The 13121-nt window shown below is 70.8% G+C and carries 8 protein-coding genes; 1 reads left to right on the forward strand and 7 read right to left on the reverse strand.

Annotated features, from left to right (window positions below):
- Window positions 1–23: 23 nt before the first annotated feature.
- The 3 genes from YWY_RS0100655 to YWY_RS0100670 form a co-directional block, all read right to left on the reverse strand.
- On the reverse strand, window positions 24–1010 hold the full coding sequence (locus tag YWY_RS0100655) for a helix-turn-helix transcriptional regulator (RefSeq protein WP_028846041.1): 987 nt from the start codon (window positions 1008–1010) through the stop codon (window positions 24–26).
- Window positions 1007–1993: a helix-turn-helix transcriptional regulator gene (locus tag YWY_RS0100660; protein ID WP_028846042.1), complete on the reverse strand. Its 987-nt coding sequence runs from the start codon at window positions 1991–1993 to the stop codon at window positions 1007–1009. Before YWY_RS0100660 ends, YWY_RS0100655 begins: the two co-directional genes overlap by 4 nt.
- 161 nt (window positions 1994–2154) lie before the next feature.
- Window positions 2155–3447: a class I SAM-dependent methyltransferase gene (locus YWY_RS0100670; RefSeq protein ID WP_028846043.1), complete on the reverse strand. Its 1293-nt coding sequence runs from the start codon at window positions 3445–3447 to the stop codon at window positions 2155–2157.
- Between the two features lie 152 nt (window positions 3448–3599).
- Here YWY_RS0100670 and YWY_RS19495 point away from each other — a divergent pair, with 152 nt between their 5' ends.
- A complete protein-coding gene (locus tag YWY_RS19495) occupies window positions 3600–5216 on the forward strand; it encodes a glycosyltransferase family 4 protein (protein ID WP_051309424.1) in 1617 nt (538 codons plus the stop codon).
- A 21-nt stretch (window positions 5217–5237) separates the two neighbouring features.
- On the opposite strand, the gene YWY_RS22975 is transcribed toward YWY_RS19495, so the two are convergent.
- The 4 genes from YWY_RS22975 to YWY_RS0100695 all read right to left on the reverse strand — a co-directional run bounded on the left by YWY_RS22975 (window position 5238) and on the right by YWY_RS0100695 (window position 13099).
- Entirely contained in the window at window positions 5238–6869 is a 1632-nt protein-coding gene (locus YWY_RS22975) for a glycosyltransferase family A protein (RefSeq protein ID WP_156899036.1), read from the reverse strand.
- Window positions 6866–9067 carry a glycosyltransferase family 4 protein gene (locus YWY_RS19505; protein ID WP_169725198.1) on the reverse strand — a complete coding sequence of 734 codons (2202 nt, stop codon included), beginning with the start codon at window positions 9065–9067 and terminating at the stop codon, window positions 6866–6868. The genes YWY_RS22975 and YWY_RS19505 overlap by 4 nt, the downstream gene beginning before the upstream one ends.
- 63 nt (window positions 9068–9130) lie before the next feature.
- Window positions 9131–10945, reverse strand: a complete 1815-nt coding sequence (locus YWY_RS22980) for a glycosyltransferase family A protein (protein WP_028846044.1) — start codon at window positions 10943–10945, stop codon at window positions 9131–9133.
- A gap of 33 nt (window positions 10946–10978) precedes the next feature.
- A complete protein-coding gene (locus YWY_RS0100695) occupies window positions 10979–13099 on the reverse strand; it encodes an acyltransferase family protein (protein ID WP_051309430.1) in 2121 nt (706 codons plus the stop codon).
- Between the last annotated feature and the right edge of the window lie 22 nt (window positions 13100–13121).

A 13121-nucleotide genomic window follows, 5' to 3' on the forward strand; every position in this document is an offset into this window, starting at 1 on the left:
TCAATGGCGTTCCGGTGGTGGCGTCACTGCGCCAGCTGCGCGGCCGCGGCCAGCTCGAGCGCGGCGGCGGCACGTTCCCGAACCTTGCCGGCCAGCTCGGCGGGCTCCTCGACGACCGCGTCCCCACCCAGGCCGAGCACCAGACGCACCATCCACGACTCGTCCCCGTAGCGCATCGCCACCCGCAGGCGCCCGCCCTCCAGCTCCTCGAGCTCCTCGCACGAGTAGTACTCCGCCACCCAGCGGGCATCCGGCGCCAGCACCAGTGTCGCGGTGGGCTGCTCCGGGCTCGGCGCGAACAAGCCGGCGGACACGTCGTGCGGCTGCGCATCCTCCGGCGGGCGTGCCGGTTCGGCCAGCACCTCGATCTCGTCGATCCGGTCGACCCGGAACAACCGCACGTCCTCGGCGCGCCTGCACCACGCCTCCAGGTAGCTGCGTCCCTCGACGACCAGCAGCCGCATCGGGTCGACCACCCGCTCGCTCATCCTGTCCTTCGACGCCGTGTAGTACTGCATGCGCACCGCTCGCTGCGCGTTCAGTGCCTCCTGCACCACGCGGCGCGTCTCGGCCGTGCGGCGTGCCTCACGCAACCCGGCATCGACCACGACACCCGCGGGCTGCGCCTGACCCGCGGCCGCCTCGATCTTGGCAATCGCCCGCCGCACCGCGTCGGCGTCGAGCACACCCGGCGTCTCGGCCAGGGCGCGCAACGCCACCAGCAAGGCGGTCGCCTCTCCCCCGGTGAGCCGCAACGGCCTGCGCATGCCCGCGTCGTAGGTCACGGTCACCGTGTCGCCCTCGAACGACAGATCGATCAGGTCGCCGGGGCCGTAACCGGGCAGCCCGCACATCCACAGCAGTTCCAGATCCTTGCGCAGCTGCTTCGCGCTCACCCCGAAGTCGGCTGCCGCGTCCTCGATCCGGATCCCCGGCCGGGCCAGCAGGTAAGGCACCAGCGCAAGAAGCCGCGGCAGGCGTGCGCCGACCCCGCGTGCGCTCGACGTCATCGCCGATCACCCCCTGGGTGGGCGAGCGCGCTGAGCCGCTCGTGCACCGCCTTGGCCAGCACGTCCGGCTCCAGCACCAGCACGTCGGGCCCGTATCCGGCGATCCACTTCGCCATGCCGTCCAAGTAGTAGACGTTGCGCTCGATCTCGTCGCCCTCGATGCCCGCGACCGTGCGCCTGCCGATCACGCGCGCCCTGCGGCGAATGCCCGCGGCCTTGCCGTCGGCCACCCACAGCCGCGCCTTCGACGCCGGCGCGTCGAACTCCGGCTCGTGGCTGGCCGCGACGAAGTCGAGCAAATTCACCCCGTCGGGCCGCTTGACCGCGCCTGCCGGGCCGAACGGCGTGACCTTCCCCTGCACCCGGGACAACCGGAAGCAACGTGGTGCGTCACGATCCCGGTCGTGGCCCACGAGGTACCAGCGGCCGCGCCACGACACCACACCCCACGGCTCCACCGTCCGGGTCATCCGCTCCGGCGAGCCCGACCGCCGGTACTCGAACCGCACCGCGCGGCCCTGTTGCACCGCCGAGAGCATCGGGCCGAACGCGGCGTCGGCGCGCACCCGCGGCTGCACCGGTGCGGGCACCTGCTGATCCACCTCGACGCCCGCCGCGCGCAGCTTGACCAAGGCGGCCTGGGCCTGCCCGGTCAGCTCCGGCGAGTCCCACAGCCGCACCGCCAGCCCGACGGCGGCCGCCTCGTCGGGCGCCAGCTCGATCTCGCCCAGCTCGTAGTCCCGCCGCGCGATGCGGTACCCGTCGACCGTGTCGAACGGCGAGTTGCGCCCGGTCTCCATGGGGATGCCCAGCTCGCGCAGCTCCATCTTGTCGCGCTCGAACATGCGGAAGAACGCCTCGTCGCTCGGCGCGTCGGCATAGCCAGGCACGATGGCGCGGATGCGCTCCGCGGTCAGGTACTGGCGCGTCGACAGCAGCGCGAGCACGAGGTTGACCAGTCGTTCTGCACGCGCGGTGGACACCTTGCCGAGAGTAACGCGGTTGGCCAGCTGTTTTGCGCCGCCCCGCCAGGTTCGCCGCCGCTAGCGTGCCGCTGATCGCCACCGGCGGCACAGTTCGCGCTCGCCGGGCACCATCCGCATCAGCACGGCCACGAAGCGTGCCCGGCCGGGCGCGGTGCCGGTCACCGGACCGCGTTGGTCAGCACAGCGGCCCTGGTGATCCGGAACTGCACCGACGAGCCCGGCTTGATACGGGCGAACACCTCGTAGGTGTCGGCCGAGGACAGGTCGTCCACGTGCAGCGGCACGAAGTTCAGCCCCTTGCGGCCCTTGCGCAACACGAACGTGGCCGGGTTGGACCGGGGACGCCGCGCACCGGGCTCCCACTTCCACCGCGCGACCCGCTTCGACTCGGCGTACGCGTCGACGTAGAACACCTCGACGTCGTCGATGTCGTCGAGCGCGAGCTCCAGCCGGATACCCAGCGAATCGGCCACCGGGATGGCCGCACCGCCGTACTGGCCGGGCCCGTCGGAGCGGTCCTCCCCGGTGAACGAGCACAGCACCGCGCCGTCCTGCACCCGCACCTCGGAGTGCGCCAGCCGCCGGTTCCACCGGCTCGGCACGGCCAGTTCCAGGTCCACCCGGCGCAACGCGCGCGGCAGCTCCGGGTCGGCGGGAACGTCGGCCCACGGATCGGTCGACGCGGCCGCAGCGGCCGCCGCGCGCGCGTTCGGCCCCTGCCGATGCGAAGCCAGCACGAACGCCCAGGTGTTGTCCACGACGTCGACCAGGTGGGTCGTCAGGCCCGCACCCTCGACCATCGCCCGGATGCGCTGGGCGTCGAACAGCGCGACGTGCCCCCAGACGTTCTCCAGCCTGCCGAGCAGCGGCACGGAGATGAGCAGGTCCGCGTCGTCCGGCAGCGCGGCGGCCAGCGTCTTCACCGCCGCCTCCGGGTCCGGGACGTGCTCGATGACCTCGCAGCAGACCACCAGGTCGGCACCGAACTCGGCGACCTCGTCGCGGGTCAGGTCGTACAGGTCGCCTTGCCGCACCTCTGCCCGGTCGGCCAGCCCGTTCAGCTCGAGCGTTTCCCGGGTGGCGGACACGTTGTCCGGCTCCAGGTCGATGCCGTGATACGCGCCGACCTGGCCGTCCCGCAGGAAGATGCCGGCCAGGTAGCCACGCCCGAGGCCGATCTCGAACAGCCGCTCCCCCGGCCGGACGAAGTCGATCGTGCGCCGGAACCGGGTCCAGTTCGCCGGGCTGCGGTACAGCCGCTCGGTCGCCCCGCTGATCGACGGGCCGGTCTTCAGCGGGGTCAGGTCCCGCTCCGCCCGGTCACGCTCCGCAGTCCATCGGCGTTCGAACAACCGCTGCGACTGGCCCGCACCCAGGGCACCGAGGACGTCGACGAGCTCCCAACCAGCCCTGACCAGCGCCTTCTCCATCGCCGCCGCATCCTCGGCCATGATTACTCCCTGTTGTCACTCGCTGCTGCCGGTAGCCTACTGACCCCCACGGCGGCCGCCGCGACCCGGTCGGTCGAGACCCGGCGGCGGCCGGCCGGCGGTGCCGTAGGATCCACCGCCGTGACCGACCGCAACCCGGGGACAGCACGCCGATGAGCCCGCTACCGCCAGGCCTGCGCGCCCGGCTGGCCGCCGTCCGGGATCGGGCCCGCAGCCCGCGCAGGCCGGGGCCGCGCGCCTCGACCGGTCAGCTCGCCCGGCTCAAACGCCTGACCATGCAACGACGCTACGCCGAGGCGGCGGAGTTCGCTCAGCGCCATCTGACCGATTTCCCGCACGACGAGGCGTGGCTGCGGCAGGCGGTGTCGACGCTCGGCAAGGCGGGGGCCCTCACCGGCCAGCGCGACGCCGCCCGGCTGCTGGGGGCGATCGATCCGGCGATGGCGGCCAAGGCCGCGCAGCTGGACGGCCGGCTCCGGGAGACGTCCCCGTCGTGGCGGCCGACGGTGCCGGGAGACCCTGAGCCGCTGCGGCCCGCCGCCGAGAACAAGGTGCTGCACCTGCTGAAGATTTCCCTGCCCTACCGGCAGAGCGGGTACAGCGTCCGCTCCAAATACACCGTCGAGGGACAGCTGGCCGCCGGGTTGCAGCCGGTCGTGGTCACCGCGCTCGGCTTCCCACGGCAGATCGGAGTCACCGACGCGGCTGCCGAGGAGACCATCGGCGGCGTGCGGTACCTGCGGCTCGACCCCGGGGCGGACTACGACTTCGACAAGCCGGCGGACGAATACCTGCAGGACTACACCGAGGCGGCCGCGGAGGTGGTCAGGGCCGAAGCGCCCGCCGTCATCCACGTCCACTCCGGCCACCGCGGGTTCGAAGCCGCCCTGGTGGGGCTGGCCCTCGGCAGGCACTTCGGCATCCCGGTGGTCTACGAGGTGCGCGGCTTCTTCGAGTCGCTGTGGACCTCCGACACCCGATGGGCCGAATCCTCGGAGATCTACCGGCGCCGGCGTGACACCGAGAACCGGTGCATGGCCGAGGCCGACGCCGTGGTGACGCTGAGCGAGTCGATGCGCGACGAGATCGTGCAGCGCGGCATCGATGCGGAAAGCGTGCACGTGGTGCCCAACGGCGTCGACGTCGACGCATTCCAGCCACGCGACCGTTCCGCCGAACTGGTGGCGCACCTCGGCCTGGAAGGCAAGTTCACCTTCGGCTACGTCAGCAACCTCGACCACTACCGCGAGGGGCAGGAGCTGCTGATCGACGCCGCGGTCGAGCTTCGTCGTCGCGGCGTTCCGGCAACCGCATTGATCGTGGGCGACGGTCGACGGCGCGGTGAGCTGGAACAGCTGGCCCAGCGCAGGCAGGCCGGTGACGCGGTGATTTTCACCGGCCGTGTCCCGCACGATCGGGTACTCGACTACTACGCGCTGCTCGACGTGTTCGTGATTCCCCGGGTCGACGAACGGGCCGCCCGGCTGGTCACACCGCTCAAGCCTTTCGAGGCGATGGCGGCGGGCATCCCGCTGGTCACCTCCGATCTGCCTGCGCTGCGGGAAATCACCGGTGACGGACGTCGCGGCCGCTACTTCCGTGCGGGCGACGCAGGCGGTTTGGCCGACGTCCTTGCCGGCCTGCACGCCGATCCGGCCGAGCGGTCGGCGATGGCACAGCGAGCCCGCGATTGGGTGGTCGCCGAACGGCAGTGGTCGGCGAACGGCCGACGGTATGCCGAGCTGTACGCCTCGCTGCGACGCTCCTGAGCGCCTGGTGGCCCCAAGCACTCAGATGTCGACGTGTTCGCGGGGGTCGCCGAAGAAGATCAGGCAACCGGCCCGGTTCATCAGCGCTGCGTCGGTGATCGTCCAGGTGTGTGCGGTGCGATCGGCTCCCCGCACGCTGACGTAGTTGAACCGGTCGGCCGAGTAGGTCGCGACGCCTTCCCGCTGCGCACGGTTCAGAATGTCGGTGTCCACGCCGCGCGGCAGCGAGTCGTCGAACCGCAGCGCGCGGGCCACATCGGCCTTGAGCAGCATCGACCCGCCTTGCACGAGTCGTTCGTAACGATGCTCGGAGCGCGGGCAGCGCAGCACGACGGCCCCGCTGGACCGTAGCCACACGTAGTGGGCCCACTTGCCCACGATGCCTGCGTCGGTGTAGTCGAACGCGTCCAGCAGGTCGTCCAGGTAGTGGGTCCCGTAGAAGTTGTCGTCGTCCATCTTCGCGACGAACTCGCCATCTGCGGCGTCCAGGCCCATGTTCATGCAGGCGCCCAGCGGCAGCGAGGGGTCGGCTTCCAGCACGGTGATGTGCTCCACTCCCGCGGCCTTGGCACGGGCCCGCAAATCCAGCTCGGCGGCGCGCAACCCGTGCAGTACCAGCACGAGCTGAACCGCGGGGTGCGCTTGCCTGGCCACGTTGGCGAACACGTTGTCCAGCTCGTGGGCGCGGTTGGTCGGCACCACCGCCGACACGGTGCGTTCGGCGGGACGCCCCGGCCGGCCCGCCAGCTCGGCCAGCCGCTCCACCCGGCGCGCGGCGGCGTGCCGACGGCGCACGATGCGGCCCAGCACGTGCCCCTCACGGTCGGCCAGCTCGGCCTGGTACAGGTGCGCCGTCAGCTGCGCACGCAACGTCTCCTCGTCCTCGACCACGGTGGCATTGCCGACGACATCTGCCGGGAGCCCCTCGGTGCTCGAGGTCAGCAAGCTGCTGCCACCGGCAAGCGCGGCCAGCACGTGCCACGCGTGCGAACGGCGCTGCACGACGACTGGGTAGCCGGACACCTCCGGCCCGGAAGCCGGCAAGGCGCCCGGATCCCACAGATCCTGCTTGCCGGTGTCGACACCGCTCACAGGAGGTCCGAGCACGGCGGCCGCCTGCTGCCGGGGACGACCCACCGACGGGTTGTGCAGTCGTGGCTGCACGGCCGGAGGCAGCACCTCGGCGCCGGGGAACGCGGCAAGCGAGCGATCGTCGTCGACGAACACCTGGTCGACCTTCTCCGCCCAGGACGTGTCGGCGTCCGTCACGGTGCCGGTCACCCACACCGCGACGGGAATCGCCATGTCGGCGCAGCGAGCGAGCGCGTCATCCCATCCCGCCAGCCGCCCGTGCCGGGCTTCCAGCACGACGATGTCGACGGCGCCGTCGGTCAGCACCGACGACCAGTTCTGCCGGGTCAGCTCCTGCTGGGACCACTCCCACGCCAACAGCGCGAGCAATCGGCTGTCGGCGGCCACCGCGGCGCGCAGGTCGGGCCGGGCAGGAACGGGGGTGGGCGGCCGATACGCCCGCTGCGCCGCCCGCAGGTCGGCACGCCGGACCGCGTCCGGGCCGCTGATCGCCGACCGGACGCGCCGCAGCACGGCGCGCACCGCGGAGCCCACCCGCGAGGCAGCGGCCGCAGCGGTCATTCCGCCTTCCCAGCCTTGCGATCCAGCAGCTCGTGGTACGTCTCGTCGACGATGGTGGTGATCTGCGCCCAGTCACGCTCGGCGAGCACCCACTCGCGGGCCGCCTTGCCCAGCTCGGCACGCAATTCCGGCGAGTCGAGCAGCTTGCCGAGCACCGCGGCGAACGCCTCCGCCGACCCCTTCTCGAACACCAGGCCGGTCTTGCCGTCGTCGACGATCTCGGTGAGCGCGGCGACGCTGGACGACACCACCGCCTTGCCCATGGCCATCGACTCGAACGGCTTGATCGGCGAGATCAGCTCGCACACCGGCAGCGGCAACCGCGGGAACGGGGCGATGTCGAACAGCGAAATGTACCGGCCGACCTCGGCGTGCGGCACCCGCCCAGTGAACGTCACCACGTCACCCAGCCGCAGTTCGTCCGCCATGCCGCGGAGCACGTGCTCGTGGTGGCCGTCACCGACGATCACCACGTGGAAGTCCGACCGCTTCTGCTTCAGCGCCGCGGTGGCCTGCAGCAGCAGGTCCAGGCCCTCGTAGTCCACCAGGCCGCCGGCGTAGCCGATCACGGTCTTGTCCGTCACGCCCAGCTGGGCGGCCAGCTCGGTGTCCCGCTCGCGCGGGGCGAATCGGCTCGCGTGCACGCCGTTGGGCAGCACCCGCAGGCGCTCCTCCGGGACACCCCGGTCGATCATCTCGCGACGCAGCGCCTCGGTGATCACGAACACCACGTCCGCGTCCCGGCACGCGGCGTTCTCGATCGACGTGAGGAACTTGTACCGTTCGGTTTCGGCGAATCCTTCGTCGCGGGAGACCTTCATCAGGTCTTCCAGGCCGCGCATCTCGTAGATGAACGGGATCCCCAGCTGACGGGCAGCCCGCGCGCCTGCCAGCCCGTTGAAGTAGAAGCTCGACGCGTGGATCAGGGACGCGCCGTGGTCCCGCGCCAGCGACACCAGGCCCTGGGTGAAGCGTTCGGTGAACTTCTCCAGCGGATGCTTGGGGTAGTGCGTGACACCTTCGTCGTACAGCCGGTGGTATTCGATCTCGTCGACCACGTCCACCCGGTTGACGGTGCGTTCGCCGATGCCGCGCCACCAGTCGAACGGGAAGCCCAGCCGGGTCACCGCGCGGACGTCCCACCCGCGCTGGTGCAAGCTGCTCAGGATGCCGTGCGACCGCGTGGCGTAACCGCCGGACGTCATCGGCAGCGACTGCGCCAGCACCGACAGCACCGCACCCTTCCGCGGCTGGTGATCGGTCTTCTCCGGCGCCGGGGCCAGCTCCGGCCAGCCGTTGGCCACGATGGCCAGCTGGTCGCTGCAGCTGGCCACCATCTCGTTCATCTTCTCGTCGCCGGGCTCGTCGATCAGCACCCGCTTGGCCAGCGACATCGCGGCGGCGAGGTGCCCGGATCCCTGCGCCTTGCGTGCCGCCTTGCGCAGCTGCCGCAGCGTCAGCGGCCTGCCGTCCTCGCTCGGCGTGCCCGCGGTGTTCTCCTCCAGGTAGGCGGCCAGTTCCTGCCACTGCTGCAGGGTGAACAACGCCCTGGCGACGATGTGCACCGGCCGCTCGCGCTCCGCGGTGATCCGCGCCACGTGCTCGTCGTAGGCCTTCCGGTCGGTGCGGAACAGCTGGATCAGCCGCAGCTGCTCCTCCAGCTCCCGCACCCGCTCCGGCTCGTAGGACACCGAGGAAGCCTGCAGCACCTTGTCGTAGCGGGCGACCAGCTCGGCGTCCTCGCTTTCGGCCAGCGCGTCGAGCGTCTTGCGCACCTCACCACCGTGGCGTGGCGTGCGCGCCGCCAGCTGTTCCAGGATCTCCCGCTGCTCGGCGGTGCGCTGGGTCTGGCCGGCCAGCTGCAGATGCACCAGCTTGATGTCCAGATCCTTCGGATCCAGCTCCCCCGCCTTGCGGATGTCCTCCAGTGCGCCGGTCAGGTCGGCCTGTTTCTGCTTCAGCACCGCACGCACGTGCCAGGCCCCGGCTTCCGACGGCGTGCCGAACAGCGGCTGCGCGACCGCCTCGGCCTTGGCGAAATCCTCTTTCTGCCGGATGAGCCGCAACGCCTTGCTGACGCGCATGCGCGCGTTGAGCTTGCGCACTTTCGCCGGGCCGACGGTCGGCGGAATCCGCACCGCCACCGGGTAGGCGGCCTTGAGCACGGTTTCCTTCATGCGGCGCTTGAGTGAGGACATCGTGTTTCGGAGCTCCCCTAGGTGTCGCCGGATCATGTGCGACCGGCCGGACGGTCCATGTGCTCAGACCTCGACGTGGACGCGTGGGTCACCGAAGAAGACCAACCGCCCGGTCTTGGTCATGAAGGTGACGTCGGGTACCTGCCAAGTGTGCGAGGTCCGATCCGAACCGCGCACGCTGACGAAGTTGAACCGGTCACCGGAATAGATGCGCACGCCGTCGGCCATGGCGCGGTCCAGGAAGTCGCTGTCGACGGCGCGCGGAATGTCACTGAACTTCAGGCTACGCGCCAGGTCGCCCTCGATGAGCATCGAGCCACCCTGAATGCGGCGCTCGTAGGTGTGCTCGGCGTCTGGGTAGCGCAGCACGACGGCGTCGGTGGAGCGCAGCCAGACGTAGTGACCCCACTTGCCGACCACGCCCGCGTCGGTGTAGTCGAACGCGGCCATCAGGTCGGTCAGGTAGTGCTTGCCGTAGAAGTTGTCGTCGTCGATCTTGGCGATGTAGGCCCCCGATGCGGCCTCGATGCCGCGGTTCATGCACATGCCCAGGGTCAGCGACCGGTCGGCGTGCACGATGGTCAGATTCTGCACGCCCTTGTCGGCCGCCTGGGCCCGCAGCTCGGCGTCGTCGAGATCGAGACCGTGCAACACCAGCACCAGCTCGAGCTCGGGGTAGGCCTGCCTGCCGATGTTGTCGAAGATGTTGCCGATCTCGTGCGCCCGGTTGGTCGGCGCCACGGCGGAGACGCTGCGCACCGGCCTCCCGGCGGTCCTGCCCAGGCCGGCCAGGATGCTGTCCACCCGGTGGTCGTAGGTGTGCCCGGTCATGATCGCCCGGTGCAACCGCAACGCCTCACGGTCCCGCAACTCGGTCTGCCAGGTGCGGGCGACCACCTCACCGCGCAGCTCCTTCTCCGTGCCCTGCGCGGCGACGTGCTCGGCGACCTCCGGCGGCAGGGCATCCCGGAACTCCGGCAGGGTGACCACCGCGGTCTGCGCGGCGCCTGCCTCCAGCGCCCGCCACGCGTCGGCCCGGTGCGAGCGGCCCGCGTCCAGCAGCACCCGGTACGAGCTCGCCAGCTCCACCGAGCGCCGATAGCCGGCGGTGCCGCGCACCTTCGCCTTGACACCGTTGCCGTCCAGTTCCTCCGGACGCCGACCGGTCGTCCACACGTCGAAATCGGCGGACTTCACCGGTTTGAGGGCTGGCGTCACCACGTCGGCGAACATCTTCGCCTCGGACTCGTCGAATCCGTGCTCGCCGACGATCAGCACGCCCTGCGGCTGCCGCCGGTCCCCCGGCCCACCCGTGACCGGGTTGTGCACGAACGGCTGGGCGGCCGGGAGCAGCACCTCCACCTTCCCCTCGGGGAACTCGGCCCGCCAAGCGTCGACCACCGACTTGTCGTGCACGCACACCAGCTTGGCCAGGTTGGCCAACGGCCGCGCCGATGCCGGGGGTACCGCGTCGGTCACCCACACGACCACGTCGATGCCCGCGGCGTCCGCCGCGTGGACGAACTCGTCGACGGCGGATCGCTCCCACCCGGGCACGCCGGAGCGGGTGAACTCGATCAGAGCCAGGTCGGGCTTGCCCTCGAGCACCTGGCGCCAGCTGTCCGGCGTCAGGTCCAGCTGCCGCCACTCCCATGCCAGCCCGGCGCGCAGCCGTTCCCCCGCCGCCACCGCGGCGGTGACGTCCGACCTGCGGGGACGCGGTTCACGCGGCTGCTCCGCCGGGGTGTCCTCGGCCGCCGAAGTCACCATCGTCGCCGACGTCGGCGACGACGGCTCCGCCTCCTGCTGGCGGGACCACTTGCGCAGCACACGTAAGGCACTGCCCAGCTTCGCGCGGGAAGTGGGCCGACCGGTCATGGCGTCTCCAGGTTCTGTGTCGTCCGGTGGGCTCTACTTCGCCTTGTCGACGATCGGCACCAGGGCCCGCTCCAGCCGCGGCGCCAGGCTGTCGACGTAGGTCTTGGTCAGGTGCGACCCCTGGCGGTAGATCAGCACGTCGCCGATCACCGGCGGGCACACCTCACCGGGGCAGATGTAGTCGTTGAGGTCGATCAGCTCCACGCCGGGGGCCTCTTTGACCGCTTCCAGCTGGACCGGGCCGCCGCCCTGCTTCTCACCGTCCGAGCGGTCGAACGTGCACTTGGCCAGATCTTCCCGGTTGGCGTCGACGCACTTGTAGACCGGGCCGACTTCGTCGGGCGGGTACGGGTTGTCGCGCAGCACGGCCACGGTGATCCCGGCCTTCGCCAGCCTGCTCCAGCGAGCGGTCATGCCCTCGACCATGGCCTCCGCGCTGGAGCCCCCTTGGGCGTTCCCCGGGTCCTTCAGCGCCTTCTGCCTGCCCTGCGAGGTGAGCACCACGTCCGGCTGGTCCTGCAGCAGCTTGCTGGTGACCGCCAGGCTCCACTTGGTGCACGAGTCGTACGGCTTGCCGTCCTGCGAGATGGTGACGTCGGCGAACGTGCACGCGGACTTGGTGTAGGTGACCACCCGCCAGCCGCGCTCCTTGCCGATGGTGTCCAGCGCGGAGATCCACTGCAGCGCCTTCGAGTCACCCACCAGGGTCACCGTCGTGTCGCCGTCCGGGTCACCGTAGGTACAGGCCACCGGCTCCGCCGACAGCACGTCGACCTGGCAACCCTTGTCGTAGGCCTCCGGCACGTCGTCGGTCGCCTCGAGCGGGTCGGGCACCATCGCCTCCGCCGAGGTCTGCGGCTTGAACGCCGACGGAGGACCTTCGATGGCGGCCGCGCCCTTGGCGTCGACCACCCCGCCACCGGCCACCGCCGCGGTCACCCCGACCAGGCCGAAGCCGAGGGCGACACCGGTCACCGACAGCACGGCGCCGAGCTTGAGCGAGTTCCTGGGCACCTTGAACGTGGTGCTGGAGAACCTGATCGGGTTCTCGATGTACTTCAGGGTGAGCCACGCGGGGACGAAGGAGAACAGCGCCACCGCCAGGCCCTTGGCCGGCGTCAGGCCCTCCCAGTAGGAGGCCGCGGCCACGATCATCGGCCAGTGCCACAGGTACAGCGAGTAGGACAGCCCGCCGACCCAGGTGAACGGCCGGGTGCCCAGCACGGCGATCGGACCGCGCCGCCCCGCGGCGAACCCGGCCGCGATCACCGCGGCGGTGCCCAGGGTGGGCAGCGCCGCGGCGTAACCCGGCCATTCCGCGCTGGTGTCGTAGACGAACGCGGAGGTCACGATGGCCGCCACGCCGAGCCAGCCCAGCAGGACGGCCACCGCCTGCGGCAGCTTGGTGAACCAGACGGCACCCAGCGCGACCGCGCCGCCGATGGCCATCTCCCACATGCGCGTGGTGGTCACGAAGAACGCCACCGGCGGCTCGGCCATGGTGTAGTACACCGACCACGCGAACGAGGGCACGGCGATCAGGCCGAGCCCGATCCACAAGTGGTTGCCGAGCTGCTTGCCGCGCTTGCGCAGCAGGAACACCACGGCCAGGAGCACCAGCGGCCACACCAGGTAGTACTGCTCCTCCACGGCCAGCGACCAGTAGTGCTGGACCGGGGACGCCTCGCTGTCCTCGGCCAGGTAGTCCACCGACCGGTCGGCCAGCCGCCAGTTCACCACGTACAGCGCCGACGCGACGATGTCCCCGCCGATCTCCTCCCAGGAGACGCGCGGGATGAACACCATGGTCAGCGCCACGGTGGTGGCCAGCACCGTGGCCGCGGCGGGCAGCAGCCGCTTGGCGCGGCGGGCGTAGAAGCCCGCCAGCGAGATGGTGCCGGTGCGCTGGACCTCCTTCACCAGCAGCCCGGTGATCAGGAACCCGGAAATCACGAAGAAGACGTCGACGCCGACGAACCCGCCGGACAGAGACGGCAGCCCGGCGTGGTACAGCAGCACCAGGCCGACGGCGATGGCGCGTAGGCCTTCCACGTCGGGCCGGAAACCGGAGATGGGCGACGCCGCCTTGGCTTCACCCGGCGCCGGCGGCTGCTGGGTTCCGCTCCGTTTGCCGAGCCTCACCTCGGTGACCACAGGGTTGTTCCTCCACTTACGT

Source organism: Thermocrispum agreste DSM 44070, assembly GCF_000427905.1.
Classification (GTDB): domain Bacteria; phylum Actinomycetota; class Actinomycetes; order Mycobacteriales; family Pseudonocardiaceae; genus Thermocrispum; species Thermocrispum agreste.

Coding starts and splice junctions, on each gene's coding strand:
- YWY_RS0100655 (WP_028846041.1), bottom strand. CDS start 1,010: ATGACGTCGAGCGCACGCGGGGTCGGCGCACGCCTGCCGCGGCTTCTT.
- YWY_RS0100670 (WP_028846043.1), bottom strand. CDS start 3,447: ATGGCCGAGGATGCGGCGGCGATGGAGAAGGCGCTGGTCAGGGCTGGT.
- YWY_RS19495 (WP_051309424.1), top strand. CDS start 3,600: ATGAGCCCGCTACCGCCAGGCCTGCGCGCCCGGCTGGCCGCCGTCCGG.
- YWY_RS22975 (WP_156899036.1), bottom strand. CDS start 6,869: ATGACCGCTGCGGCCGCTGCCTCGCGGGTGGGCTCCGCGGTGCGCGCC.
- YWY_RS19505 (WP_169725198.1), bottom strand. CDS start 9,067: ATGTCCTCACTCAAGCGCCGCATGAAGGAAACCGTGCTCAAGGCCGCC.
- YWY_RS22980 (WP_028846044.1), bottom strand. CDS start 10,945: ATGACCGGTCGGCCCACTTCCCGCGCGAAGCTGGGCAGTGCCTTACGT.